Origin of the sequence: Selenomonas sp. KH1T6, assembly GCF_900108415.1 — a bacterium.
GTDB lineage: Bacteria > Bacillota > Negativicutes > Selenomonadales > Selenomonadaceae > Selenomonas_B > Selenomonas_B ruminantium_A.
In genome coordinates this window covers 1-25791 of sequence record NZ_FNWN01000026.1, presented here as the reverse complement: position 1 = coordinate 25791, position 25791 = coordinate 1, and the positions used below count along the sequence as shown (strand labels likewise).

Annotated in this window: 23 protein-coding genes and 2 pseudogenes; 9 read left to right on the top strand and 16 right to left on the bottom strand. The window is 53.1% G+C overall.

The window, feature by feature from the left end; genetic code table 11:
* Positions 1 to 140: 140 nt before the first annotated feature.
* From BLW59_RS13180 to BLW59_RS17805, 8 genes and pseudogenes are all read right to left on the bottom strand, one after another.
* Positions 141 to 1925, bottom strand: coding sequence for a diguanylate cyclase domain-containing protein (locus BLW59_RS13180; RefSeq protein ID WP_074698139.1), 1785 nt, complete (start codon positions 1923 to 1925; stop codon positions 141 to 143).
* A 200-nt stretch (positions 1926 to 2125) separates the two neighbouring features.
* Positions 2126 to 2516, bottom strand: a pseudogene (locus BLW59_RS13175) (IS66 family transposase); the annotation flags it as partial.
* 84 nt (positions 2517 to 2600) lie between these two features.
* Entirely contained in the window at positions 2601 to 2723 is a 123-nt protein-coding gene (locus tag BLW59_RS18165; protein ID WP_318258580.1) for a hypothetical protein, read from the bottom strand.
* Positions 2724 to 3497: a DUF6444 domain-containing protein gene (locus BLW59_RS13170; RefSeq protein WP_074698137.1), complete on the bottom strand. Its 774-nt coding sequence runs from the start codon at positions 3495 to 3497 to the stop codon at positions 2724 to 2726.
* Between the two features lie 201 nt (positions 3498 to 3698).
* Entirely contained in the window at positions 3699 to 4622 is a 924-nt protein-coding gene (locus BLW59_RS13165) for a radical SAM mobile pair protein B (RefSeq protein WP_029542749.1), read from the bottom strand.
* Positions 4598 to 5296, bottom strand: coding sequence for a radical SAM mobile pair protein A (locus BLW59_RS13160; RefSeq protein WP_014426071.1), 699 nt, complete (start codon positions 5294 to 5296; stop codon positions 4598 to 4600). The genes BLW59_RS13165 and BLW59_RS13160 overlap by 25 nt, the downstream gene beginning before the upstream one ends.
* Entirely contained in the window at positions 5293 to 5730 is a 438-nt protein-coding gene (locus BLW59_RS13155) for a radical SAM mobile pair system MarR family transcriptional regulator (protein WP_074698136.1), read from the bottom strand. The genes BLW59_RS13160 and BLW59_RS13155 overlap by 4 nt, the downstream gene beginning before the upstream one ends.
* Positions 5731 to 5906: 176 nt before the next feature.
* The gene (locus tag BLW59_RS17805) at positions 5907 to 6242 is read right to left on the bottom strand and encodes a hypothetical protein (RefSeq protein ID WP_175463444.1); all 336 of its coding nucleotides are present in this window, start codon (positions 6240 to 6242) and stop codon (positions 5907 to 5909) included.
* A gap of 141 nt (positions 6243 to 6383) precedes the next feature.
* Here BLW59_RS17805 and BLW59_RS13145 point away from each other — a divergent pair, with 141 nt between their 5' ends.
* On the top strand, positions 6384 to 6893 hold the full coding sequence (locus tag BLW59_RS13145; protein WP_081348534.1) for a flavodoxin family protein: 510 nt from the start codon (positions 6384 to 6386) through the stop codon (positions 6891 to 6893).
* A gap of 394 nt (positions 6894 to 7287) precedes the next feature.
* Here BLW59_RS13145 and BLW59_RS13140 read toward each other — a convergent pair whose 3' ends face one another.
* Positions 7288 to 9933 (bottom strand): EAL domain-containing protein, encoded by a 2646-nt coding sequence (locus BLW59_RS13140; RefSeq protein ID WP_074698134.1) that lies wholly within the window; start codon positions 9931 to 9933, stop codon positions 7288 to 7290.
* Between the two features lie 146 nt (positions 9934 to 10079).
* Between BLW59_RS13140 and BLW59_RS13135 the strand changes: the two genes are divergently transcribed.
* From BLW59_RS13135 to dcuC, 4 genes are all read left to right on the top strand, one after another.
* Positions 10080 to 10655, top strand: a complete 576-nt coding sequence (locus BLW59_RS13135; protein ID WP_074698133.1) for a hypothetical protein — start codon at positions 10080 to 10082, stop codon at positions 10653 to 10655.
* Positions 10656 to 10833: 178 nt separating this feature from the next.
* Positions 10834 to 12840 (top strand): methyl-accepting chemotaxis protein, encoded by a 2007-nt coding sequence (locus BLW59_RS13130; protein ID WP_074698132.1) that lies wholly within the window; start codon positions 10834 to 10836, stop codon positions 12838 to 12840.
* 105 nt (positions 12841 to 12945) lie between these two features.
* On the top strand, positions 12946 to 13734 hold the full coding sequence (locus BLW59_RS13125; protein ID WP_074698131.1) for a sulfite exporter TauE/SafE family protein: 789 nt from the start codon (positions 12946 to 12948) through the stop codon (positions 13732 to 13734).
* A 237-nt stretch (positions 13735 to 13971) separates the two neighbouring features.
* On the top strand, positions 13972 to 15357 hold the full coding sequence (gene dcuC / locus BLW59_RS13120; RefSeq protein ID WP_029542766.1) for a C4-dicarboxylate transporter DcuC: 1386 nt from the start codon (positions 13972 to 13974) through the stop codon (positions 15355 to 15357).
* Positions 15358 to 15409: 52 nt separating this feature from the next.
* On the opposite strand, the gene BLW59_RS13115 is transcribed toward dcuC, so the two are convergent.
* The 6 genes and pseudogenes from BLW59_RS13115 to xylB form a co-directional block, all read right to left on the bottom strand.
* Positions 15410 to 16267, bottom strand: a complete 858-nt coding sequence (locus BLW59_RS13115) for a substrate-binding domain-containing protein (protein ID WP_318258581.1) — start codon at positions 16265 to 16267, stop codon at positions 15410 to 15412.
* A 27-nt stretch (positions 16268 to 16294) separates the two neighbouring features.
* Positions 16295 to 16432, bottom strand: a pseudogene (locus BLW59_RS18160) (LacI family DNA-binding transcriptional regulator); the annotation flags it as partial.
* A 289-nt stretch (positions 16433 to 16721) separates the two neighbouring features.
* Entirely contained in the window at positions 16722 to 18338 is a 1617-nt protein-coding gene (locus BLW59_RS13110) for a glycoside hydrolase family 43 protein (RefSeq protein ID WP_074698129.1), read from the bottom strand.
* A gap of 31 nt (positions 18339 to 18369) precedes the next feature.
* Positions 18370 to 19785, bottom strand: coding sequence for an MFS transporter (locus tag BLW59_RS13105; protein ID WP_074698128.1), 1416 nt, complete (start codon positions 19783 to 19785; stop codon positions 18370 to 18372).
* Between the two features lie 144 nt (positions 19786 to 19929).
* Positions 19930 to 20553, bottom strand: a complete 624-nt coding sequence (locus BLW59_RS13100) for a DUF4867 family protein (protein WP_074698127.1) — start codon at positions 20551 to 20553, stop codon at positions 19930 to 19932.
* Between the two features lie 252 nt (positions 20554 to 20805).
* Positions 20806 to 22296, bottom strand: coding sequence for a xylulokinase (gene xylB / locus BLW59_RS13095; RefSeq protein ID WP_074698126.1), 1491 nt, complete (start codon positions 22294 to 22296; stop codon positions 20806 to 20808).
* A gap of 302 nt (positions 22297 to 22598) precedes the next feature.
* On the opposite strand from xylB, the gene BLW59_RS13090 reads away from it, so the two are divergent.
* The 4 genes from BLW59_RS13090 to BLW59_RS13075 all read left to right on the top strand — a co-directional run bounded on the left by BLW59_RS13090 (position 22599) and on the right by BLW59_RS13075 (position 25105).
* Positions 22599 to 24092, top strand: coding sequence for an L-fucose/L-arabinose isomerase family protein (locus BLW59_RS13090; protein ID WP_074698125.1), 1494 nt, complete (start codon positions 22599 to 22601; stop codon positions 24090 to 24092).
* Positions 24093 to 24326: 234 nt separating this feature from the next.
* Positions 24327 to 24575, top strand: a complete 249-nt coding sequence (locus BLW59_RS13085) for a type II toxin-antitoxin system RelE/ParE family toxin (protein WP_081348533.1) — start codon at positions 24327 to 24329, stop codon at positions 24573 to 24575.
* An 88-nt stretch (positions 24576 to 24663) separates the two neighbouring features.
* Complete coding sequence (locus BLW59_RS13080) at positions 24664 to 24828, top strand: type II toxin-antitoxin system RelE/ParE family toxin (RefSeq protein WP_318258578.1); 165 nt, start codon at positions 24664 to 24666, stop codon at positions 24826 to 24828.
* Positions 24821 to 25105, top strand: coding sequence for a helix-turn-helix domain-containing protein (locus BLW59_RS13075; RefSeq protein ID WP_074698124.1), 285 nt, complete (start codon positions 24821 to 24823; stop codon positions 25103 to 25105). The genes BLW59_RS13080 and BLW59_RS13075 overlap by 8 nt, the downstream gene beginning before the upstream one ends.
* 354 nt (positions 25106 to 25459) lie before the next feature.
* Here BLW59_RS13075 and BLW59_RS13070 read toward each other — a convergent pair.
* On the bottom strand, positions 25460 to 25791 hold a 332-nt coding region (locus BLW59_RS13070), incomplete at its 5' end, for an HRDC domain-containing protein (RefSeq protein WP_175463443.1).

The window sequence follows — 25791 nt, the reverse complement described above, 5'->3', positions numbered from 1 at the left end:
GTAATTACAGTGAACGCAATAATATTTGATGAATAGCCTCCCCGTAAACGGGGGAGGCAAACTAAAATAAGATATTGCGTTCACTATAAAAACAAAACATGAAAAGGGCAGGAGCTTTTACGGCTCTTGCCCTTTTGCACTTAATAGTGAAATTTCTTTTTGAACTTCTTGGAATCGTAGAGCGCCCTGTCGGCCCGCTTGAAGATTTTCTGGGGAGTGTCTTCCGGGCGGGCGGTGGTCACGCCTGCGCTGGAGGTGAAGCTGGCGCCGTCGGGGAGCACCCGGGCGGCGGCTATGGCGGCACGGATGTGGGCCGCTACCTCTGTTGCTTCATCTTCTCCTGCCTGTGGCAGGATGATCATGTACTCATCGCCGCCCCAGCGTCCGGCAAAGTCTGCAGGGCGTATGTGCTGCCTGATGGCATCGGCTACCGTTATCAGGGCGATGTCTCCCACATCGTGGCCGTAGGTGTCATTGACGGATTTGAAATCATCCACATCCATTATGATGAGGGAAAGGCTAGAAGCCTCCTTGCTGTATGGGTTCAAGAGGTTGTCCAGAGTCTCGGTCAGGCCGCCGTGGTTCAGGAGCTTGGTCAAGGGGTCTATTTTCAGCTGGTTGCGGTCGTAATCCACGCAGCTTTCCGGCACATTCAGCCCCAGCTTCAAAGCCTGGGCAAAGCGCTTGCAGGTGCCATAGCCGCAGGCGTGGCAGTTGATGTTCTGAGCTTCCGGGGTGGTCTTGTGCAGCTGGGCGTAGATATCCTGCAAATCTTCATCTGTGAAGCGCGAGTTTTTGATGGGAATGGGGGTGTAAATCCGCAGGAAATCCTGCCACTTCAGATGCCGGTCAAAATATTCGTTGGGAGCGTAGCTGATTCCCGCCTCGGTATACCTGACTTTTTCCTCTGTCGTCTCCTTTTTCTGCTGATTCATAAGATAGTCCACATCATCGCGGGCCACATCCCGCCTGGTGCCGGTGCCATAATTGCAACCGCCACGGCAGTTCAGCACATCCACCAGTTCCGGCAGGGGCTTGTGCTCCTGCAGGCGGCTGTGGTACTCCTGCAGGTATGGATAGACATTGCTCACCGCATCCAGGGAGCGTATCCATATCTCCGGGTCGGTGATGCGGATGGTTTCGGAAAGGCCGCCGGGACGGCTGTAGACATGGCCCACCCCGGCAGACTGTCCGTCAAAATCCACAGGCGGGAAGGAAGAGAGGTCTATACGCTCCCGTTCCAGCTTGTCCTTGAGCTTGGCATAGGTCACATTGTACTGCACAATCAGTCCAGTGTTCTTATCCCGTATTTCTTCGCCCTTGGCTACGCAGGGGGAGAGGAAAGCGATGCGTCCCTTTATGCCCAGGGTGCGGCGCAGGTATAGTCCCAGACAGATCAGGGGGCTTTGGACAGGGGCCAGGGAGGGGAGGAGCTCCGGCGCGTAGCGCAGGCAGTATTTCACTACCGAGGCGCAGGGCTGGGCAATGACCGAGGCGGGCAGGCGGCTCGCTTCTCTGGCCCGCAGATAGGCCCAGGTGGCTATATCTGCCCCGAAGGAGACATCGTATATGCCCGCGACGCCCAGCGATTTCAGCCAGCCGAAAAGGTTCTTCAGCTCCGGGAAATGCACCTGGGCGGAGGGGGCTGCTACCACGGTCATGGGCTCGCCACCTGTGGCCAAATCAAGGAAAAACTGCTCCGTATCGTCCAGATAGTCCCTGGCCTGATGGTCGCAGGCGGCTATGCAGGCGCCGCAGGAGATGCAGTATTCAGGGTCTACCTCGACTTTGAGCCCGCCGTCATAGCTCCTGTATACCTGGTTGGCGCAGTCCACGGGACAGGCATTTATGCACTTGTTGCAGCCGGTGCATTTTTCTTCGATGGTATAGATGAAGGACTTTTTTTGGTAATGGGTATCCGACATGGCAGCAATGCACCTCCCTTTGCAAAGATAATCAAGCACTACATTCTAGCAGTCAAGGGGATATTCCTGCAAAATTCGTAACTATTCAGTCGCCCCTCCTAAGGCCAGCATAGGAGTTCCCTGAAACAGCAATTCCAATGCCCGCAGAGAAGTACAGCCTCTCTTCTTTGCCGTGCTCAAATAGGAATTGAACTTGGCGAAAAGTTTGGCACCTTCATCTGTGTGGAAACAGCCGCTTACTTTCTGCTTGACCTTTGCATGACGCAAATCACGCTCTGCCAGGTTGTTGTCAAACGGCACACTAAAGTCACAGAAGAACAGGCAGACTGCCTCATATAGCCGCTCCATGCGCTTTATGAAGGCATTCGCCTTTCCTCTGGCCTTGCGTCCCCTTTTTATCTCCGCCTCCTGCCGTATGGGAGGATGCTGAACCTGCCCTATCTTGACAGCGTTGCTGAAGATTGTCAGGAACCGCCTCATATAGTATTTTCCTGCTTCCCCCTTTCCCTTGGCCATGCGCTTCTTCTTGGCCTCAAGCATAGATGTGAGAAGCCACGGGAAAAAGCTGAAGAAGATGGACTGGGGATACATCTCATGCAGCCCCTTGCATTCCCGCAGCAGATGGGCGCAGCATACCCCATGTCCCCCAAGTTTTTCATAATTCCAGTACGGCCCTCAGCAGTCATGGATGGCAATGCCGGTGAAATATGGAAGAATGCCAGCATTGTCCATGCCGGTCTTGCCACGGCTTTCATCCACCGACTGGTAGGTAGCATCAGGCGTGGAGGCTGTGTGCATTTACTGCTGTTTTCCGTTCACCCGAAGATATGTCTCATCAAAGTTGACCACAGCACTGCCGAGCACTTCCCTGCGTATGTACTCCAGAGGGTCTTCCATCTTTGACTTGCACATGTTGAGGAAATTGACCAGGGAGCTGGCACTGATGGTGCATGATGTCATCTCGCGAAGCAGCTGGCTGGCTTTCTTGAAGCTGACAGCGCATTCCGTGACCAGGGCTACTCCCAGGGCTTTGATCTTGTGGCCGTATTGCTTGGAGGCAATAGCATCTGCCGGGAATTCTCCGATTAGCAGCTCATTGTTCCTGCAGGGGCAGAGTGCTTCCATCTGCTGATATTCCGTTCTCTCCAGCTTCACGCTTATATCTATGACATTGCGCCGATTCCGCACACGGGAAGCGCACTCATGCCGCTGCGCGCAGTTCTGGCACAGGCTTGGGAGACAGGCTACCTCAAAATCCACTTTCTGCATCATCTTGAAGCCGTGTCCCTCATGCCCGTTCTGGCCACCTTTTTTCCTGCTGGAAGGCTCACGAAGAGATCTAGAGGCAGGTTTCTTTAAACCGTCCGAGGATGGAGGCTTGCTGCTGTTCTGGCTGGTGGTGTTAAGTTTTGCTTTCAATTCGACAATCTCAGCTTTCAATTTATCGTTTTCAGCCTTGAGTTCAGCAATGACCTTGTCGCGCTTGGCAATTTCATGAGCAGCCCAAGCTTTTAAGGTGGTGATCTCATTTTGGAGCGACAATACCAATTCTTCGAGTTGTTTGCTTTCCATGACAAATCACACCACCTTTCAGATTTTTATCATGTATATCGACAGTTTCAATAAATTTCTTAAATGGGTTCAAGAGGCGACTGAACAGTCACATTCTGCCTAGTAAATGGCAAAATGGTTTTATTATTCTCCCTTTTTACAAAAGTGTTTCTATATGCACAAACTTGAAGTTGTGCGATTAACTTCCGGTTTATTCTTCCATCAAGGATTATGTATTACATTTCTCTTTCCACTATTGGCAGTACCTCTTACTTCTTCGTGGTAAAAGTAATCTACGATTGTTGGATGTCCTTTCTCTACTCTCTCATACGGAGTTTCATTATCAACAAACCTGCAATCATACTTTTTAGCCAGCTCTTCTGCTTTCTTTTCCAGCGCTTCAAAATAGCTGCGGTTCTTTTTGTTATAAATTTCGTCATACAGCGGCACCAGATCCGGATGTTTATCGGAAATGTATTTCATGATATCTGCCTTAAAACCTCCGCGAAGATTCAGATTCTCAAGCCATACAAGGTCACACTGATCTTTTGTCCTGTCTATGATTGCTTCTATATCCGTAATCCCCGGGAACACGGGTGAAATGAAGCAAATTGTACGAATGCCTGCCGCATATACCTCTTTCATTGCAGCAAGCCTTCTTTCTATGCTTACTGCCGCATCCATATCATCTTTAAACTCTTCATCGAGAGTATTGATTGACCATGATACTGTAAGTCTGCTATTTTCATTGATCTCTTTTAGCAGATCCAGATCTCTTAGTACAAGGTCTGACTTTGTGCAGATAAGTATGTCCGCACCACTGTCCTTTAGTTCTTCCAGAAGTCTTCTTGTATTTTTATATGTTTTCTCTAGCGGATTATAACCATCCGTAACTGTTCCAATGATCACCTTCTGGCCGGCATACTTCTTTGGATTCTTTATTTCAGGCCAGTCTTTCACATCCATGAAAGTTCCCCATTCCTCCGTATGCCCTGTAAAGCGTTTCATAAAAGATGCGTAGCAGTATTTACAGGCATGGGGACACCCCACATAGGGATTCACCGAATATCCTCCAATAGGAGTATTCGATTTTGTCATTACACTTTTTGTTTCTATATGATTTACTTTGATTTCTGGTTGTTCCATATCCTCTGTTCCTCCAGCACTTTGTTAAAAGCATCCGGCATTTCCTGTATCATTTCTTCTCCCATAATCGGAACAAGATCTTCTTTCCAGAATACAGGAATGTTCAGTTCATGAGCCTGTTCTGTCAATGAATAAGCCCACCCGGGATCTGTTTTAACAGTCCTGCTCTTTGCACCTGTCATGGTTCCCACCACAATCCAGTCAATGCCTGCAAGATCAACCTTACCAGGATCATCGAACAAAGGCTCAAAGGTAACATGATATTTTTTTGCCTTCACATTGCTCCGCAGTGCATCAATACGCCATAACTCAGACTTTCTCGTAACTGTAACGCCAAACCATGCATTATCAAGATCTGTTTCAAAAGACAGAAGATCCGGTCGTTTGGTAAGAAAAAGAAACTGGTGCTGAGGATTCTCTGCTATCTTTTTAAAGACTTCCTCTCTCCATTCCTCATGCCAGCCCGAGAGATCGCTCATGCCGGTCAGCAGAAAATTCTGCGGCTTTTTCTTTTCCATCATACGAAGCTTTCCTTGAAAAAACTGTGGCTTTTCAAAATCATCTATGATGTGATAACGCCTCGTATTGTTTCTGGCATAGCAGTACGGACATCCAACAGTGCACCCTATAACAAGATTCATGTTCTGAATCTGATCTTTAATACAGATACTCATTTGTCACTCCATTCCTCAAGGTTTACCCTGATGCGGTTAAGATACTCTTCAAACTGAAGAATCTCTTTATCCGTAAAATCACGATAATAAATATTCTCCATCTCATTGGATACGGAGTCATAAGCTTCTTTAAGTTCTTTGGCTTTATCTGTGAGGAACAGAAGAGTTTTTCTCTTATCAGCTTCATCCGTTTTGCGGCTTATCAGTCCGTTTTTTTCCATCCGCTCAAGCATGGTCGTAAGTGAAGTAATTGCAAGTCCGCTTTTCTCGGAAATAATTTTAATAGGAACACCATCTTCCTGCCATAAGACATAAAGAATCCTTCCCTGAGCTCCGTTAAATGCATCAATGTTTTTTTCTGCCAGTATCCTTTCAAATATACGATCACCCAGCTGTTTTATTTTTGTAACAAGAAATCCACCATTTGTCTTCATAATTAAATACTCCTATATCGTAGTTTTATACTACCATATAGGAGTATTTGTGTCAAGCACACATATCATAACTTCCAGTAGAACTAAGTCGCTGCGCGACGGCCTGCCAAGGCTATGCTCTACATTATAATTCTTTTCGTAACTATTCAGTCGTCCCGCGAACTCATTTAAGAAATTTATTGAAACTGTCGATATACATAATTAAAATCTGAAGGGTTGATAAGAAGCGGGAGATTGCCAAGGTAGAGAAGGACATTGCCCAGGCTGAGGAGATTATAAAGCAGGAGACCCCCTACGCCGAGAAGGTGAAGACACTGAGCGACCGTCTGAACCAGCTGAACCGTGAGATTGCGGAAACGCTGGTGGAGGACGGGAAGCAGGCGCAGGAAGTGAGACGGGAAAACGGGCGATACCCGATATCGTGCTACACCTATCGTATCGGCAAAAATACCTGCTTTATTTTTTGCAGGAAGCGCTCTGCCATCGGTGAAAATGTCGGGTACTTCTTCCAAACGAGGTACAGCTTTGTTGTCAGCTTCGGAGAGAGCGGGCGAAAGCATAGCCCGCTTCTTTTCGATGTATCCACCAGACGGTCAAAGGACAGCAAATAGCCCAATCCCTCCCGGACAAATACCGAACCATTATATGTCAGCTTGAAGGAACCCTCCAAGGAGAGCTCTTCCTGCCGCCCGCCGCACCACCTGGCAACCTCGCCATTCCATGCTTGGGCAGAGCAAGCCGGTCATATAGTCGATGTCATAAATGTATGCCGCCTGAACATAAAAGGCTGCATTGCGTGTGAATATTGCCACGGCAAAGGCAACGGGCAGTGCGCACAAAAGGACGATATGCAGGAAATTTACGATAAACTGCGTGAAACGAATATGCTTGTGTTGGCTTCGCCAATCTATTATCACGGAATCTCGGGACAGTTGAAATGCGTGATTGACAGATTTTACTCCTCCCTTTATCCTGTTGCGCCAAATAGTCTGCAAAAGATAGCGATGTTTCTAAGCTCTGGGGATGACAACATGTATGAGGGGGCAAAATTCTCCTATAACGGAGATTTCCTTGGTTATCTCGGCTTGGAGGATATGGGAATCTTCACGAACCATGACCGTGATGTATTCTCTGCCATCCGGCAAATGGGTAGGAACTTATGATGAAACAAGTTTGATATACGGAATCGATATCAACGATTTTGTTTCTTAAGCAGCCTGAGAGTATTCTTTGGAATGCCCTCGGGCTGTTTCCTTTCCTCCTCGAGCATCGATTACGCATATAGCATCACACTTTACCACATATTTATCCTGACTGGCGAATCCAGCAATATCAAGGCTTCGCGGCAAAACCGAGCCTTCCCTATGCGGCTCGGCAGGAAAAATTAAATTGTATCATTTTCTGCGTGAATATATCAATATAAATACAATCTACTTTTCCGTGATATAAATAATCCAACAACTGCAAAGCGTGATAATTATCGTAAGCGTCAAACAACAGAGCGTAGGCAATTATCGTGTAAATCAGAACCACCCGTCCAACGGGTGGTTCTGATTTTCAGCTGTGCTTTGGCAGGAATTCTTCGTAGAATTCCTTCACGGGCATGGGACGGGCGTAGTAGAAGCCCTGGCCGTTGTCGCAGCCTAGTTTTATCAGGAGCTCCTCCTGCTCTTTGGTCTCGATGCCTTCCACCAGCACGCTCATGGACAGGGCTTTGCCCAGGGCGATGATATGGCGCAGGATGCTCATGGAGCGGGGGGATTTCTCGGCGGACCAGAGGATGTCGCGGTCTATCTTCATGACGTTCATGGGCAGGTTCTGCAGCATGGACAGGGAAGAGTAGCCGGTGCAGAAATCGTCCATGGAGAGGGAGTAGCCTATGGCTTGCAGGTCGTCGATGATTTGGGCGGCATCTTCCCGCTGTTCTTTGGTGGTGAAGTCGATGAAGGCCGTTTCCGTGATTTCCAGCTCGATGAGTCCGGGAATCAGCTTCCACCTGTCCATGATATCCCTCATGCGTCCCAGATAACCCTGCTCTGTGATGTGGAGGCCTGACTGGTTCACGGAGACGGGCAGGGCTGGCAGGCCTTTCTTGAGGCGGGCTGACTGGATCTCGCAGACCCTTTCCAGCACGTAGTAGTCAAGCTCCACCGCAAAGCCGTTGCGCTCGAACAGGTCCATGAAAGCACCGGGGGGCAGGAAGCCCAGCTCCGGGCTTTCCCAGCGCACCAGCGCTTCGGCGCCCAGGGTGTTGCGGGTGGCCAGGTCGTATTTGGGCTGGAGCCAGACCTGGAATTCCTGGGCTGCCAGGGCCTTGTGCATAAGGCTTTCCATTTCCTGGCGCTGGTGGTATTGCTCTGCCAGGCGCTCATCGTAGATGAAGAGGTTCTGGTCGGTGGCGATGGCTTCCATTTTGGCAGAGTAGGCGCAGTCCAGCAGCCAGGAAGCGCTCACATCATCGTCTGGAGGCACCGGCATCAGCCCCACCCGGTGGGTGAAGATGGTAGGCAGCTTGCCTATGGTCATCACGGTGCCGTCCCGGATGAATTTCTCCGCGGCCTGTCTCATGCTCATGCCCTCAGGTTCGCAGCAGAGGAAGTAGAGGCAGGTGCCCTCGCTGTTGATGCCGTCTGCCAGCAGCCAGGGGTTTTCTGTGCGGGAATTTTGTAGGGTGGCCAGCATGCTCTCCATGAGCAGTTTGAGGTCAAAGGTTTCCTTCATGAAGGCCAGCCGGTCAAGGGTCACGGACATGACGAAGAGCTTGCCCTCTTCCCGCAGGCGGCTTTGCTGGCTGATGAGCTCCGGCAGGTTCTGGGTGAGCCAGGCCATATTGTGGAGACCTGTCAAGGGGTCAGTGTAGGCCATGTGATAGAGCTTTTTATGGTAGTGGCGCTTCTGGAAGAAGAAGAGGCCCATGGCCAGCAGGAGCAGCAGGAAGCCAAGGCCGATGAGGGCGATGGTCTTCATGGGGTGGTAGTAGATGAGGGCGAAGAGGGTGCCGGACTCGCCCATGCTGTGGGCGTGCCGGGTGAGTATGCTGGCAATCTGCTGGGTGTGCAGGTGGCTGATTTCCTTGTTCAGGATGGAAAAGAGCCGGGGGTCGGCGTGGCGGGACACACCGATGGAAACAAAATGAGAAAAAACCACACTGCCCGGGGTGTAGAGGTTCAGGTAGCCGCCGGCATAGATGTCATTCTGCACCGTGAGGGTCTTGGTGAAGACTATGTCGGCTTCTCCGTCATGCACCGCCCGCAGGCAGTCCTGCATGGTGGGATAGTAGCGCACCTGGGAGCTGGGGTAGTGGTATTCTGTGTAGGTGCGGTTGTAGAAATGTCCCCGGGCGCAGGCGATGACGGGAGCATCCGGCAGGGGGTGGTCCCGATTCATCACTGCCACATAGTCGATCTTCAGATAGGGCTTGGTGAGCCAGACTTCGTTTTCGGCGGCCCAGTTGTAGTCATCGTAAAGGTCAGCAATAAAGTCAATCTCGCCGGTATTCATGGCATGAAGGCGGGCTTCAGAACTCTGCAGGGGGGCGGAGGTGATGGAAATATCCAGATCCTTGGCGATGATTTCCATGATATCCGCAATGATGCCCAGATGCTCCCCGTCCTTGAAGTAGGTGTAGGGGGGCTGTCCCTCGGAGGTCAGGCTGTGGAGCACCTTCTTTTCTGCCAGGTAGGCCTTTTCCTCTGCTGTCAGCGACAAGGGAATCTCCATGGGGCGGTAACGCTCCAGCAGGTGGAAGCGGTAGTAGGGGGCGAGGCTGTCCACCTCGCCGATGGCTGCCTGCAGCTTATGGCGCAGCTCCTCATTTTCTGCCTGGAAGGCCACATAGCCTATGCTGGGGCCAAGGCTCAGGCTGGCAAGCCCCTGCTCCTCGTGAGCCATGGCCGTTGGCACCAGGTCAAGCTCCCCGGCTGCCAGCTTTTCCAGGTTCTCTTCTTCTGTGCCCGGAGAAAAATCAAGTGAGCAGTTCATGTAGCTGGCAACGGTGGAAAGGTATTCAAAGGCAATGCCCTTGTACAGTCCGTGTTCGTCCTTGAAGAACATTCCTGGCAAAGGCACATACCCCACCCGCAGCACAGGCACGGTCTGCAGCTTCGGCAGGGGGGGAGGGGGCAGGGCTGCCCCCAGGGGATGAGGATAGAGAAAAAGGGCAAGAAAAACAAGCCCCTGCAGGATGCGAAACAGCTTACTCATATTCCTGCCCTCCTAAAAATGAACAGGTCTGCTATGCACGGATAGATGAGTACTTCTTCTAGATATAAGGGAATTTTCCTGCTTACAAAGGTCTTTTGCTCAGGAAGATGATGTGTTAAGATGTAAATATATGGGAGGGAAAAAACATGAGCAAACTTACCTTAGCAAGAGCCAAAGAAATTCTGCCCAAGCACGTTACCGAAGACCACCTTTTCACCCACGCTGCCGCCGTCAGCGCCGCCATGGGGGCCATGGCTGATTATTTCGGCCAGGATGCGGAGGAGAAGGACCACTGGGAGGCCATCGGCTGGCTTCACGATGTGGACTATGAGAAATACCCGGACGAGCACTGCCATCATGTGCGTGAGTTCCTGGCCCCTGAGGGGGTAGAGGAGGAAGATATCCGCGCCATCATCTCCCACGGCTGCGGCCTTACGGGAGTGAGCGAGGAGCCTCAGTCCGATTTGGAAAAGAGCCTTTTCACCGTGGATGAGCTCACAGGCATCGTCCATGCCTACGCCCTCATGCGCCCGGAGCGCTTAGCGGGCATGGAGGTGAAGTCCCTGAAGAAGAAATTCAAGGACAAGCGCTTCGCAGCAGGCTGCAACCGCGATGTCATCAAGCGTGGCTTCGACATGCTGGGCCTGGAAGCGGGCGTGGTGATGGAAGCCTGCATCAAGGGCATGCAGGAGCATGCAGAGGAATTGGGGTTAGCCCGCTAAGGATATCCGGGGCAGGAGGACAGCAGCGTTGTCCCTCTGCCCTTTTGTTATTGATAAGAATAAATAGAAAATGATTGCAACCAGCCCCATCCTAAGCTATACTACAAGAGAACGAATTTTAAAACTTGTCAATCAATTACTGTCTGACGGTTTACCGTGCGGGGATAAGGAGGCGACTATGAAAGTCAACAATTTGCGTTTTAAGTTCCTGGCTACTTTCATTCCCTTGTTCGTGGGGAGCTTTGCGTTGTTCTTTGCCATCAGCTACTATATGTCCAGCTCGGCCTTGACCCGCAATACTGACATCATTGCCCAGGAGATTGGCAACAGCACCGCCAAGGAGATTGAGAAGTCTTATCAGGAACGGGAGCTGATAGTGGAGGCTCTGGCTGATAATCCCATCATCAAGCATGGCACCCGTGAGGAAAAGGTGAGGGTGCTGGCTGAAACCCTGGCCAAGCGTCAGAATTTCACCATGCTGGCTTATTCGGATGTGGAAGGCCATGCGGTATCGGACAAGAACAAGGACATGGACCGCACCAGTCGCGGGTATGTCAAGCAGGTGCGGGAGACCAATAAGCCAACTATGACGGGGCCTTCCGTCTCCGGCACCAGCGGCAAGCTCATCACCATCATGGCCTATCCTGTGCTGGAGAACGGGCAGCTCATAGGCATTGTCTACGGCACCATCGAACTTGATGAGATCTCCAAGCTGGTGGGTGAGATCAAGTACATGGAAAATGGCCGTGTCTACATCGCCGACCAGGAGGGGCTCTGCATTGCCTATGCCCAGCAGCCGGAGGATGTGGGCAAGCTGGATTTGTCCAAGGAGGAGTCCAGCAAGAAACTGGATATGGCACTGGTGAACGGCTTCCTGAATGCTGTGCAGCAGGACAAGCAGATTTCCACTGAGTACACCACCTCCAGCGGGGTGATTTCTCAGGCGGTGTTCACTCCGATTCATCTGGCCAATCGCACCTGGATTGCCGTGTCTGTGGCGCCCCTGGCAGAGGTGCGGGCAGATGCCTACAAACTGGTGAAGGTCATGGGGCTGGTGGGCTTTTTGATGGTGGTCCTTGTCTTGGCCGCCATCTGGTATATCGGCAAGAAAATGTGCGATCCCATAGTGGCCCTGCAGGAGGAGTGCCAGATCATCAATACCGGTGACCTGCGTTCCCGTCCTCTGGCGGTGGATTCCAATGACGAGCTGGGAGAGCTGGCAAGGGGCTTCAAGACAATGCGCCGCACTATCCGCGAGCTCATCGGCCATATCCAGCAGAATGCCCTGCAGGTTTCGGCTTCAGCAGAGGAGTTGACGGCGGCTTCCCACCATTCGGCTGATGCGGCCTGCAAGGCTGCCGCCCAGATTGCAGAGATAGCCGAGGGCATCAGCGAGCAGTCAGATTCTGCTGCGGCAGCAGACGGCACGGCGGTGGAGATGGCCCAGCGCACCTCAGCAGTGGCAGACAGCGCCAATGCCATTGCCATGGTCACCGAGCAGACGGTGGCCACTGTGCAGTCAGGCCGGGATGCTATCCACAGGGTGGTGCAGTCCATGGGAACCATCAGCGGCAGCACTGCCACGGTGAAGGCATCTATCAGGGAATTGTCGCAGAGCTCCGAGGAAATCGGCAGGATCGTGGAGCTGATTTCCGGCATTGCGGAGCAGACAAATCTGCTGGCGCTGAATGCAGCTATCGAGGCGGCCAGAGCCGGCGAGGCTGGCCGCGGGTTTGCCGTGGTGGCTGAGGAGGTTCGCAAGCTGGCAGAGGAGTCCGGGAATTCCACCCAGCAGATTGCGGATCTGGTGGCCAAGATTCAGTCGAATATGCACGGTGCCGTGACGGCCAGCGAAGAAAGCTCCGACAGCGTGGAAAGAAGCATGTCTTCTGTCAGGGAGGCAGATGCGATTTTCGAGTCCATCAAGATAACCATTGACGCGTTGGCCGGTGGCATCAGGGATGTGTCCCAGAGCATCCAGTCCGTGTCCGAGGGCAACAACTCCATGCAGCAGGCTGTGCAGGCTATTGCCGAAATCAGCCATACCAATGCCCGCCGGACAGAGGAAGTATCCTCCACCACGGAGGAGCAATCCGCCTCTGCCCAGGAAATCGCCGCCGCCACCCGTGGGCTGGCAGAGGAGGCAGAGCAGCTGGCCAAGGAAGTGGAAAGGTTCAAGGTCTGACAGGTTCATATTGACAGCAAAAGGCTCGGAGCTTGTGCTCCGGGCCTTTTTGGGGTTATAGTAGACTGATGGATTATTGTGATGGCAGCTTTGAGGTGGTATGACATGGAATTGATTTTATTTCTCCTGCTGGGCATGGGTGTTGGTGTCTTCGGCTCTTTGGTGGGCATCGGGGGCGGCCTGATCTGCGTGCCGGTGTTTATCTTCTTTATGTCAGAGGGAGGCATCTATCCTTATTTTTCCACGGCGGCGCAGATTACGGGCACATCCCTTTTCATCGTGCTGGCCAATGCCTTGTCCGGAGCGCTGGCCTACATCCGGCAGAAAAGGGTCTTTTTCCACGCGGCCATTCCCTTTGCCCTGGCCACTCTGCCCGGGGCGTTCCTGGGGTCCTGGCTGGTGGATGGCTTTTCGGTGGAAATGCTGAATCTTTACTACGGGCTGTTCATAGGCTGCATGGCCCTGCTCATGTACTGGAATGCCACCCATGTGAAGCATGAGAACCTGCTGGAAATACCGGAGGGCTTCACCTATAACCGGGGTCTGGGCATCATGGCCAGCATGGGGGTGGGGTTCCTGTCCAGCATCTTCGGGGTGGGAGGCGGCATCATCCATGTGCCCATGATGGTCTATGTGCTGAATTTCCCCGTCCACATCGCCACGGCCACCTCCTGCTTCATTCTGGCAGTTTCGGCCCTGGGAGGCACTGTGACTCACGTGCTGCTGGAGCACGTGGTCTGGCTGCCTGCCCTCTGCATCAGCATAGGCGCAGCCATCGGCGCCCAGATAGGTGCGCGCATCTCCCGCAAGACCAGGTCCAGGACCATCCTCCTGCTGCTGGCAGTGGCCATGCTGTGCGTGAGCGTGCGGCTCATCATGTCGGGGAGTATGTGAAAGGTTGAAGCCAGACAACGATACAAGGCGGGGGCCACTTGCGCGTGGCACCCGCCTTAATTATACGCATTTGCCTCTTGCTAGTCTGCTCTGGCTGTTATATCATAGATGTGTATTATCTATTTTTATTTTATTATAATTATAAATAATACATAATTGCGCGGGGCGTGTACGCTTCATGACAGTCGGTTGTAAAGGTGACATGTCCTGTGCGAAAAATTCAGGAGGTATCATTTTATGTTAGGTCTTCTTATTGCCATCCTGGTGGTGGCCTGGGTGGCACGGTTCGTACTGAAAAAGTACCCGGCGCAGCCTGTACTCTTTACCGCCGGCATCGTGATGATGGTGCTGACGCTGGTCTTTGGTCTGGGAGAGATCCTGCCCGCCAAGCAGACCACTGGTTCTCCCTGGCTGGATATCATACAGTCCATAAGCCTGGCCTTCAGCAGCCGGGCTGCCAAGCTGGGCATGATTATCATGCTGATTGGCGGTTTTTCCAAGTATATGGACTGCATCGGCGCCAGCACCTCTTTGGTGCGCATTGCTGTCAGGCCCCTGCAGAAATTGGGGCATCCCTATCTGGTGCTGGCCCTGACCTCTGTGCTGGGGAACTTTTTGGCCATGTTCATCAGCTCAGCTTCAGGCTTCGGCCTCTTGCTCATGGTCACCATGTACCCTGTGCTGGTAAGGCTGGGAGTCAGCCGGATCGCGGCCTGCGCCGTCATTGCCACCACCGCCGCCCCGGGCTGGGGACCTGCGGGGGCTGACAATATCTTTGCTGCCGAGCTCATCGGCATGGAGATCGTGCCCTACTTCATGCAGTATCAGGTGCCCGTGGGCCTGTGCACTGTGGCTGCTCTGGCCATCGCCCACTTCTTCGTCCAGCGCTGGCTGGATGTGAAGCATCCCGACGAAATGGCGGGCAAGGATGTGTCTGCTGCGGTGACTGAGGAGCAGGCCAAAGCCCAGGAAAGCCCCCAGGTGCCTGCCTTCTACGCCCTGCTGCCCACCCTGCCCCTGCTGTTGGTGCTGTTCTTCGGCTTGAATGAAGGCATGGGCATCGAGATGGACATCAGCCTGGCTACTCTCGTCAGCATTTTCATCACCATGCTCATCGAGTTCCTGCGCCATCGGGACGGCCTCAAGGCCTGCCAGGATATTGGTGCTTTCTGGCAGGGCATGGGCATGCAGATGGCTGCGGTGGTCACTCTGGTGGTGGCTGCGGAGACTTTCTCCAAAGGCCTTATCTCCCTTGGTGCTATCGACACCCTGATTGAAGGAGCCCAGAGCGCCGGCCTGGGTGGTATCGGCATGATGTTCGTCTTTGTTTCCATCATCATCGCTGCCACCCTCATCACCGGCAGCGGCAATGCCACCTTCTTTGCCTTCGTGCCCCTGGCCCCGAAAGTGGCAGCCCTCTCCGGCATTGCTCCGGTGCTCCTGGTGCTGCCCATGAACTTCGTGTCCAATCTGGCTCGTTCCCTGTCGCCTATAGCCGCCGTCATGATCGTGGTGGCTGGTGCCGCAGGTCTTTCACCCATGGATCTGGCCAAGCGCACCTTCATTCCCGTGGCTGTGGCAACGGTAGTGAATATCGCAGTGACGCTGATCCTGTTCTTCTGAATATCTGAGTATTTTAAAGGCCCGGAGCTTGAGCTCCGGGCCTTTTGGTGTTTTAGAGGTTTTCAAACAGCTTTATTTCATTCTTCATGATGCACAGTTCCTTCTCCGGCACATGGCCGTGTACCAGGTACTCGAAGGCCTTGTTTACGGCGGAGAAGCCCTGGCGGTAGGGGTGCTGGTAGATGGTGGCCTTGATAAGGCCTGTCTTCAGCATTTCTACCGTGGTGGGCACGGTGTCGAAGGAGATGACGAGGGGTCGTTTTTCTTCGGGAAGCTGCATGATGGCCCGGCAGGTGCCGTAGACACCGGCGGCCAGGATGCTGATGGCGTTGATCTCGGGATGCTCTGCCAAAAGCTCCTTGGTCTTTTCAAAGGCGAAGATATCGTCATCGTTGTTCTCCAGGGTGGCGGAGAGGTGAAAGCCCGGGACTTTTTCCATGCGGGCCTTGAAGCCCTCCAGCCGCAGCCGGTGGCCCTGCACTTTGCGGCTGCCCAGGATCAGGGCGATGTTGGCTTCCTTTCCCAGCAGGGCTTCCATGAGGGCGCAGGCAGTGATGCCGCCGTTGTAGTAGTCGCTGCCCACATAGCAGTGGCGCCTGGTGCCCTGGATGTCGTTGTTCACCGTCACCACGAAGACACCTGAGTCAATCATCTTGTCCAGCTGGGCGGCGATGGCGGGGTCATCAATGGGATTGATGATAAGGGCCTGCACCTTGCCTGCGATTTCTTTCAGGGTGGCCAGCTGCTTTTCTGTATCGTAGCCCTTCATGGTGTGGTACTCTATCTGCACCCCGTAAATCTTATATTCGGCGGCTGCTTCCTCCATGCCTTTGAGCACATCGTCGAAGAAGGGATTGTCCTCGGAGGAAAGCACGATGCCGATGACGGGACGCTTCTTGCGGGCCGACAAGGCCTTGCCAGCAGGATTGGGCTCATAGCCCAGCTCCCTGGCGGTCTTGCGTATTTTCTCCGCCGTCTCCGCGTTGACCCGGCCGCGCCCATTCAAGGCCCTGTCCACCGTCCCCCGAGAAACCCCGCAGATTTCCGCAATCTCCTTCATAGTGACCATCTGTGCATACCCCCTAAGCTGCTATTCACTATACATCTTAACATTTAATCCTCCATAATCAAAGAGAGCATGCAATCTGTTCCTCGAACTTTGCGAACTCCGAACCATCGAACCCTCGCTCCCCGAACTCCCGAACCCCAGGGCCCAAGGATGGGCCCCGCGGACGCGGAAATCATAGGATGTGATTTCAGTCCGCGTAAACATGCCACCGGCATGTTTACCTTTTGGTTCGTTTTCTCTGCGTCAGAGAAAATGAACAGCCGAAACATAGCTAAGAAATTCGACTTATAAGTAATTAGTCAATTTCCTTATAAGAGAAGTAATCGAAATCAGCAGGCAGAGCCGTACCAGTTATGTCGATGGCATTTATCCCCACAAATGCCCCAGTAAAGAACCCTCCTCCCCGCACATAATCATCAGAAAGCTTCCAACTATCCAACATCACGGGGATCTCCGTGAAACTCTCCCCATCAAAGGAATATAAGTACCGGTAACTCCTGCCCCGCACCTCAACCTTGAAATGCACGGCCTTGACCTCCTGGGGAATGGCAATCTCCTCGCCTGCCAGGGGCATGGAGAAGCTGCCGTTATCCGCCACTACCAAATCAATGCAACGGCCCTTTTCCTCATTCCAGGTCACATGGACGCTGCTCCAGTTCTCAGTGTTGTAATAGCAGGTCATGCCAGCCATCTGCTGGAAGGACTCGGGGGCAAACTCCACGCTGGTCTGGGCGTCGAAGTTGAAGCTCTGCCAGCGGCGGGCTACATGGGCCTGGGTGAAGGTGGACTGGAGGGACTCACGGCCATAGAGCCGCAGGAAGCCGGGGCGGGCGGTGAGGCTGCCTAATTCCTCGCTGAAGGGAATGCGCAAAGTCTGGAAGTTGATGTTCAGCTTCGCGCTGTCAAAATCATCATGCTCCGGGCAGGTGGGCTCCCATGCCTGCTGGGGCAGGTTCGGAGCCTCTACCTCCAGGCTGCCCTGCTGGCCGCCAACTACTATGGGCCAGCCGTCCTTCCACTCGATTTTCTGGATGGCGGTCTCACGGCCCAGGGGGCAGAAGCTGTGCTGCTCACGCTCCCGGCTGGGGAAGCCTTTCGGCGTGGGCAGAGGGCGGCCCGTCAGGTGGGCCAGGTACCACTCGCCATTCTGGGTCTGTACCAGAGAGGCGTGGCCGCATTTCTGCAGGGGATTGTGTACTTCCTTCCAGGCAGACAGCAGGGGATAGTCTGGCTGGATTTCGTAAGGGCCGTTGATGCGCTGGCTGCGGGCAATGGTCTCGGAGTGCTGGTAAGTGGTGCCCCCTTCGGCGGTCATGAGGTAGTACATATCGTTGATGTAGTAGAGGTGGGGCCCTTCGGTATAGGCGATATCCGTGCCCTTGTAGATGATTTCCGGCTTGCCGATGAGTTTTTCTTCCTGAACGGAATACTCCTGCAGGGCAATGCCGTAGAAGTTGTGATGGTAGACCCGCTGGTCCCAGTACATATTCACCAGGTACTTCCTGCCGCTGGGGTCATGGAACAGGGAGGCGTCAAAGCCGGCGCCGTTCAGCAGCACGGGCTTCGACCAGGGACCGTGGATATCCTCGGCGGTGGTGAGGTAGTTGTGGCAGTCCTTCCACATGCCGTCCACTACCTTCACGTCCGTGTAGATCAGCCAGAACTTGCCATCGGCGTAGCTGAGGTCAGGGGCCCAGATGCCGCCGGAATTAGGATTGCCCTTCATGTCAAGAAATTCGGTGGTGTCCAGGGGATGAGCCACCAGATGCCAGTGAACCAGGTCTTTGGAATGGTGGATCTGCACACCGGGGAACCATTCGAAGGTGGAAGTGGCGATATAGTAATCATCGCCAGCCCGGACAATGCTGGGGTCGGGGTTGAAACCTTTCAGTACGGGGTTCTGTATTTTCATGATGAAGTCTCCAATCTTGCTTTAGGAAATATCAAAGAGTGCTGGTGGCGAGGGTTGCTTCACCCTCCTGGACTTTTTCTGCGTTGTGGCGGCGCTCCAGCTCCGTCACTACTTCGTGGTAGCGCTTGTCATCAAGGCCGTAGAAGCAGATGTCGATGAAGGCCACAGCCAGGAACAGTATGGGAATGATGGTGGTGGTGAGCAGGATGCCCTGCAGAGCTTCCGGAGTCTGGACGGCGTTGGCCACATAGCCGAAGCGGGCCAGCATGAAGCCCGGGACAATGCCGCCCAGAGCCAGGCCGAACTTGAAGAAGAAGCCGATGATGGCGTAGATCATGCCGCTGAGGCGCTTGCCAGTCTTGTACTCGCCATATTCAATAGTTTCGGGAATCAGGGCCCACATAAAGCCGCCAGCCACGATGATGCCGCAGGAGCCGATGAAGCGGGCAATGAGCACTAGAGTGATGTTCTCAGCAGGCACAGCATAGGTGACGGCGCAGCCGATGATGCCCAGCACCAGGGAAATGCGCAGGAGATTGATCTTGCCTACCAGCTTGTTGAAGGTGGGCACCAGGGGCAGCAGGAAGAAAGCGGGCAGGGTGCCTATGAGGCCGTACCACTGGATCAGGTCAGGACGGTTGCAGTTGTAAGTGATGAAGTAGGTGCCAATGGAATTCATGACGGCCATCATGCCGAAGAGGATGATGAAGAAAAGGCTCAGCACCACCAGGGGGCGGTTGACCTTGAACTGCTTGAACACATCGGTGAAGCGGAGTTTTTCATCATTGGAAGGGTCAATCTGGATGCGCTCCTTGGTCTGGGAGAAGCAGTAGAGCAAGAGGAGCGCGCCGATTACGCTGTAGAGGCCCATGGTGACCTGCCAGCCAAAACGGGATTCCTCACCGGTGTAGCTGCCGGAAATCATGGTGACCAGCACGGGTATGCCAAAGGAAACAATCAGGCCGCCCAGGTTGGCGCAGAGCATGCGGATAGAGGTCATGCTCACCACTTCCTTGTTGTCACGGGTCATGGCGGCAGTCAAAGCGCCGTAGGGGATGTTGATGGTGGTGTAGACCAGGGACAGGCCGATATAGGTGGCGTAAGCATAGATGATGCTGGCCCCCTCAGTGAGTTCCGGGGTGCTGAAGCAGAGAATGCCCAGCACGGCAAAGGGGAAGGCTCCATAAAGCAGGTAAGGACGGAACTTGCCATATTTGAAGGTATGTTTATCCACAAAAGTACCCACGATAGGATCTACGATGGCATCCATGACTCGCACGATGAGGAACATAGTGGCCACCACTTCCGCCGGCAGGCCAAAGACATTGGTATAGAAGAACAGGAGATAGGTGCAGACCGTAGTATAGATGAGGTTGCAAGCCAAATCGCCCATGGCATACCCCGTCTTTTCCCTCATACTTAATTTGTAATTTTTCAAGGCTTCCATTTCATTAAACTCCTTTCAAAAGAACGGCATATATTAGGCCCCAGGGATGGGGCCCGCGGACGCGGAAATCACAGGATGTGATTTCAGTCCGCTGTTTCTTTTGGTTCGTTTTCTTTGCGTCAAAGAAAATGAACAGCCGAAACCCTACAAAGAGAGGTTTTCGCCCTTGAGCCCAACCCAGGCACCTTCGTCACCCAGCCCGCTCTCCTCATGGGCAATGAGCCACTTATTCACCGCAAAGAGCAGCCTGTCTTCCCCTTGGCGCTGTGCAGTGCTTTCCTTCAATTCCTCATTGGTATGCCGCGGCAGCACCACTCCGCAGCGGAACTCCTTGCCATCCACCCCACATGGTGCAAAGTGCAAAGTAGTGGCATAAAGCTCCACCGCCGTCCCCCGCGGCACCAGGAAGCACTCAACCTTCTCCGTATCATAAGTGAAGGTCTTCTGGTCGATATCCTGCTGGCGCCCCACCATGAGAATCAGATCAGTAGCCGCAATATCCACCTCAGAACTGCGATGATACTCCAAAGCATTCAGCTTCTCATTCCACCCGGAGCAATGCCCAAACTCCACCGGCATATCCCCATAAACCCTCTCGCTCATTTCAGAGAAAAGAGGCAGGGCCTCAAACTCAGCCACAGAAGGCTCATAAACAACCTCCCCCTGAGCCGTTTGCTCGTGCCCACTGATAGCCGTAGTGAATTCAGAGGTATCAACATCCAGCACTCTGCCGTAGGTCAGAAATTCTTTGTCGTTAACTGTTTTCATTTATATGCACCCCTATGTATAGAAAAGTAACTGAAAGGGTAGGTCTGGCCTCCACCGCTTGCGGGGGAGGTGGCAGCCGCAGGCTGACGGAAGGGGGGGCTAGGGGGCGAACAATTCTACTTCGAAGATGCTTGTTCGACAGCTCCTTCCCCCTTCCACCACCTTCGGTGGTCCCCCTCCCCCGTAAACGGTGGAGGTATGGCCTCAAGTTAAGTTAGTCTGCTATAGATGTTTTTACATAACGAGTAACTTTCAAGATACCAACGCCTTATAGCAAGGCTCCAAACTCTTATAAAGCTTCTTATAAACTTCATGCTCCTTACCATAGAACTCATGCGCATCACTTTTCGGTTGGCAAACCGAAGTAGTCCCCACAAATCTCCTGCAGGCGCTGGGCACATCCTCAAACACCCCGGCTGCCACGCCTCCAAGTATCGCAGCCCCCAGGGCTGCACCTCCTGCCTCGGCTCCCACCTTCACGGGGCACCCATACATATTGGCCAGCATCTGCCGCCACAGTGCGCTCTTGCTGCCGCCGCCGCAGGCCATCATATCCTTGACCTCAATCTTCATTTCCCTGAGGATATCCCAGCAATCCAGCAGGGAGAAACTGACGCCCTCCATCACAGACCGCAGCATATCGGCCTTGGTGTGCATGGCGGAAAGGCCGAAGAACACGCCCCGGCAGTCGGGATTCAGATGGGGAGTGCGCTCACCCATAAGGTAAGGAAGGTAAATAAGTCTGCGGCTGCCTCTTGGCACGCTGGCAATAGCCTGATTGATGGCCTCATAGTCCATATTCTCTGCCAGATTCTCCCTGAACCACTTCAGGGAAAGTCCTGCCGCCTGGGTCACCCCCATGACGTGCCAGCAACCCGGCACGGCACAGCAGAAGGTGTGTACCCTGCCTTTGGGGTCGATGAGAGGCCTGTCGGTATGGGCGAAGACCACGCCGCTGGTGCCGATGGTGGTGAAGGCTTTGCCTGTCTCCACAATGCCCGTGCCCACGGCAGCCGCCGCATTGTCACCGGCGCCCCCTGCCACTACGCAGTTGGTGGAAAGGCCCGTGCGCTGAGCAAACTCTTGGGTGATAGTGCCGGTGATTTCCGGGGATTCAAAGACCTTGGGCAGGAGAGCTTCATCTATCTCCAGCTTTTCCAGCACTTCCTTTGACCAGCAACGATGGGGCACATCCAGGAGCTGCATGCCGCTGGCATCGGAAACCTCCGTGGCGTATTCTCCGGTCATGGCGAACCGCACATAATCCTTGGGCAGGAGAATGTGGCGGCATGCCTGGTAGTTCTCCGGCTCATGGTTCCTCACCCAGAGAATCTTGGAAGCGGTGAAGCCCGTGAGGGCGGGGTTGGCGGTGATCTCTATCAGACGCTCTCTGCCAACCTTGGCGGTGATTTCCTCACATTCAGCCGCCGTGCGCTGGTCGCACCAGATGATGGCGGGGCGGATGACCTCATTGGCTTCATTCAGCATCACCAGGCCGTGCATCTGGCCGGAAAGACCCAGGCCAACTACATCTTCCTTATCCACCCTGCTCTTTGCCATGACTTCCCGGATGGTGCTGGCAGCGGCTTCCTCCCAGTCCTTGGGATCCTGCTCTGCCCAGCCGTTCTGGGGCTGGTAGAGGGGATACTCAGCGGAGGCCTCTGCCACCTGGTGGCATTCTTCATCAAAGAGCACCGTCTTGGTGGCGGAAGTCCCCACGTCCACGCCGATAAGATATTTCATTTCAGGTTCCTCCCTAAATACGATATCTGTCGTATTGCGTTCTCGGCGTTGCGTGCTTATGAACGCAACTCACGGTAATCAATATAGCACAGGACAAAACAAGAATCAATACTTTTTGTGGGACAATTTTTTATTTTATTTATCGCGTTTAAACACCACTAATAATATAAAACAAGAGTCAAAATTTTACAGAGCGATAAAAATCGAAATAAAACGATTGACAAGCTGGCCTGGGGGTGCTATGCTTTGCATGTATCAAGCGTGCATGAGCACGCAAACGTGTATCAAAGGAGCGCTTAACCATGAATAATCTGAAGAACATCCCCTCTGTAAAATGCGGCATCATCTCCGTGAGCCGTGACTGCTTCATCATTTCCCTGTCCGAGAACCGCCGCAAGTCCATCGTAGAAGCCTACAGCAAAAAGTACGGCGAGCTCTATGAAGTGAAGAAAACCGTGGAAAACGAGAAGGATATGCTGGAGGCCGTGCAGGAAGCCAGGGATGCTGGCTGCAACGCCCTCACCGTGTTCCTGGGCAACTTCGGCCCGGAGACCCCCGAAACCCTCATTGCCAAGGTCTTTGACGGCCCGGTGATGTACGTGGCTGCCGCCGAGGAAACAGGCAAGAACCTCATTAATGGCCGCGGCGATGCTTACTGCGGCATGCTGAACTGCTCCTATAACCTGGGCCTCAGGCATCTGAAAGCCTTTATCCCCGAGTACCCGGTGGGCACCGCTGAGGAGCTGGCTGATATGATTGCTGACTTCCAGCCCGTGGCAAGAGCTCTGCTGGGACTGAAGGACCTGAAGATCATCACCTTTGGCCCCCGTCCCCAGGACTTCTTCGCCTGCAATGCACCCATCCAGCCTCTCTACGACCTCGGTGTGGAAATCGAGGAAAACTCTGAGCTGGACTTGCTGGTAGCTTACAAGAGCCATGAGGGTGATCCCCGCATCCAGGAAATTGCCGATGATATGGCCAAGGAGCTGGGCAAGGAGGGCAATCCCTATCCCGAAATGCTGCCCCGCATGGCCCAGTTTGAGCTGACCTTACTGGACTGGATGGAGGAGCACAAAGGCTCCCGCAAGTACGTGGCATTTGCTGACAAGTGCTGGCCCGCTTTCCCGAAAGAATTCGGCTTTGAGCCCTGCTACGTGAACAGCCGCATGGTAAGCCGGGGCATTCCCGTATCCTGCGAGGTGGATATCTACGGCGCCCTCAGCGAGTACATCGGCCTCTGCGTCAGCGGCGATGCGGTGACTCTGCTGGATATCAACAATTCCGTGCCTAAAGACCTTTATGAGGAAAGCATTGCCCCCGCTGGCAAGTACAAGCTCACTGACACCTTCATGGGCTTCCACTGCGGCAACACTCCCCTTTGCAAGCTGAAGAAGGGCGGCGTGAAGTACCAGCTCATACAGAACCGCCTGCTGGAAAACGGCGGCACCCCCGACTTCACCCGTGGCACTTTGGAAGGTGACATCGCTGACGGTGACATCACCTTCTTCCGCCTCCAGAGCACCAGTGAAGGCACCTTGCGGGCTTATATCGCCCAGGGAGAGATCCTGCCTGCTGCCACCAATTCCTTCGGAGGCATCGGCATCTTCGCCATTCCCGAAATGGGCCGCTTCTACCGCCATGTGCTCATTGAGAAGCGCTTCCCCCATCACGGCGCCGTGGCCTTCGGACATTTCGGCAAGGCCATCTATGATGTGCTGAATTTCCTGGGCGTGGCAGACATCAGCTACAACCAGCCCGCAAATCTCCCGTATCCCACGGAGAATCCCTTCGCGTAAAACTTTTCTCCACAAGTTTTACATATATCAAGCTCCAATTCAAAAAAGGCAGGCACCGCGCATGGTGCCTGTCTTTTAATCATATAACTCGGAAGAAGATGTCCCCCACCTCTATAGGTGGGGGTAGCGAATATCATATAAGCGACAGGCGGGAGCGCATATCTCCCGCCTCGTTATATTATCCTTGCATCATGTTATCGTATATGATAACATGATGCTATAAAGGAGAACGTTATGAATTGGAACATTGAGTATTACGCAAAAGAGAACGGCGAAATACCCGTTTTAGAATTTTTGCTTTCCCTAGAGCCTAAAATGAGGGCTAAAGTAAAGCATATGATTGATCTTTTGGAGCAATGCGGCACGAATTTGAGAGAGCCGTATGTAGCGCCAATTAAAGGCGATAAATACAAGGGATTATGGGAGTTAAGAGTAAAATTTGCTTCTGATATAACGAGTACAAGATGTCCCCCACTTCTATAAGTGGGGGCGGCAAACTACTAACAGGCGGCGAGCACATATCTCCCGCCTCGTTGAAACACCAATTGGAAGATTTTGCCTACGGCAAAATTTGAACAATGGCGTTATAACGCGAGTATTCTATTTTACATTTCAAGGCAACAAATTCGTCCTATTGCATGGAATAAAAAAGAAGACACAAAAAACGCCACCTGGTGAACTGGAAAGGGCTTTGCGTTATAAAGAGGACTTTGAAAGGAGAAGCGACAATGGGTAAAGCAAGTGTTAGCGCGGCTGAAATTGATAAATTATTGAATGCCGATACAGAGTATAAGCAGGAGTATGACCGTTTGAAACCGCGTTATGATTTAATTGCGCAGATTATAAACGCTCGTCAGGAACAGAAGATAACACAGGCTGAGATGGCGGAACGTATGGGAACGAAGAAGTCAAATATCAGCCGTTTTGAAAGTGGCTCATATAATCCTTCTCTTGATTTTCTGGTGAGAGCAGCCGCCTCCCTTGGCAAGAGAATTGAATTTTCCCTTCGTTAATAGCTTGCATAATTCTTATTTTTTCCTTCAAACTAGCGAGTGTGTTAGGGCGTGTTGATTAAATGAACTTGGCCCAGATTTGCGTAGATTGGCTGTCCATTGCAAGGCGACAAACCGAAGGCATAGCGATGCTATGTCGAGGATTTGTCAACGCAGCAGGGACAGTCAAGATACGTGAAGATGGACTTAGTGAATTAATCAACACGCCCTAAGCCGTTTATTGTATGAATGAGGTTGTAGTAGGGTAAAGTAAAGGGTCTGTTGTATAAGCGAAATTACGCTTATGCAACAGACCCTTTTGTTCATGATTTTATTGAACTGATTCAAATACACTTCAACATAACTTCAATAGCATTATCCTTCCAGCAGGCACTTGAGGAATTCTTCTCCGTACCTTTCCAGCTTCATCTCGCCGATGCCCTTGACCTCCAGCATTTCGTCAAGTGTCTTGGGCTGCACTGCGCACATATCTTTGAGGGTGGCATCGGAAAAGACCACGTAGGGAGGAACGTGCTCCCGGGTGGCGATTTCTTTGCGCAGGCGGCGCAGCTTGTCGAAGAGGCCGGAGTCGGCGGGAGTTTTTTCAGGCTCTGGCTTGGGCACGGCCTGAAAGACTTTTTCCTGTCCCTTGAGCACGGGATAGGCGGCGGGCTTCAGGGTCAGCACAGGGAATTTGCTCTCGGTGA

What these genes read in the sequence shown, in the direction of transcription:
- BLW59_RS13180 (WP_074698139.1), bottom strand. Translation starts at nt 1,925, where the DNA reads ATGTCGGATACCCATTACCAAAAAAAGTCCTTCATCTATACCATCGAA.
- BLW59_RS18165 (WP_318258580.1), bottom strand. Translation starts at nt 2,723, where the DNA reads ATGCACACAGCCTCCACGCCTGATGCTACCTACCAGTCGGTGGATGAA.
- BLW59_RS13170 (WP_074698137.1), bottom strand. Translation starts at nt 3,497, where the DNA reads ATGGAAAGCAAACAACTCGAAGAATTGGTATTGTCGCTCCAAAATGAG.
- BLW59_RS13165 (WP_029542749.1), bottom strand. Translation starts at nt 4,622, where the DNA reads ATGGAACAACCAGAAATCAAAGTAAATCATATAGAAACAAAAAGTGTA.
- BLW59_RS13160 (WP_014426071.1), bottom strand. Translation starts at nt 5,296, where the DNA reads ATGAGTATCTGTATTAAAGATCAGATTCAGAACATGAATCTTGTTATA.
- BLW59_RS13155 (WP_074698136.1), bottom strand. Translation starts at nt 5,730, where the DNA reads ATGAAGACAAATGGTGGATTTCTTGTTACAAAAATAAAACAGCTGGGT.
- BLW59_RS13140 (WP_074698134.1), bottom strand. Translation starts at nt 9,933, where the DNA reads ATGAGTAAGCTGTTTCGCATCCTGCAGGGGCTTGTTTTTCTTGCCCTT.
- BLW59_RS13135 (WP_074698133.1), top strand. Translation starts at nt 10,080, where the DNA reads ATGAGCAAACTTACCTTAGCAAGAGCCAAAGAAATTCTGCCCAAGCAC.
- BLW59_RS13130 (WP_074698132.1), top strand. Translation starts at nt 10,834, where the DNA reads ATGAAAGTCAACAATTTGCGTTTTAAGTTCCTGGCTACTTTCATTCCC.
- BLW59_RS13125 (WP_074698131.1), top strand. Translation starts at nt 12,946, where the DNA reads ATGGAATTGATTTTATTTCTCCTGCTGGGCATGGGTGTTGGTGTCTTC.
- dcuC (WP_029542766.1), top strand. Translation starts at nt 13,972, where the DNA reads ATGTTAGGTCTTCTTATTGCCATCCTGGTGGTGGCCTGGGTGGCACGG.
- BLW59_RS13110 (WP_074698129.1), bottom strand. Translation starts at nt 18,338, where the DNA reads ATGAAAATACAGAACCCCGTACTGAAAGGTTTCAACCCCGACCCCAGC.
- BLW59_RS13105 (WP_074698128.1), bottom strand. Translation starts at nt 19,785, where the DNA reads ATGGAAGCCTTGAAAAATTACAAATTAAGTATGAGGGAAAAGACGGGG.
- BLW59_RS13100 (WP_074698127.1), bottom strand. Translation starts at nt 20,553, where the DNA reads ATGAAAACAGTTAACGACAAAGAATTTCTGACCTACGGCAGAGTGCTG.
- xylB (WP_074698126.1), bottom strand. Translation starts at nt 22,296, where the DNA reads ATGAAATATCTTATCGGCGTGGACGTGGGGACTTCCGCCACCAAGACG.
- BLW59_RS13090 (WP_074698125.1), top strand. Translation starts at nt 22,599, where the DNA reads ATGAATAATCTGAAGAACATCCCCTCTGTAAAATGCGGCATCATCTCC.
- BLW59_RS13085 (WP_081348533.1), top strand. Translation starts at nt 24,327, where the DNA reads ATGAATTGGAACATTGAGTATTACGCAAAAGAGAACGGCGAAATACCC.
- BLW59_RS13075 (WP_074698124.1), top strand. Translation starts at nt 24,821, where the DNA reads ATGGGTAAAGCAAGTGTTAGCGCGGCTGAAATTGATAAATTATTGAAT.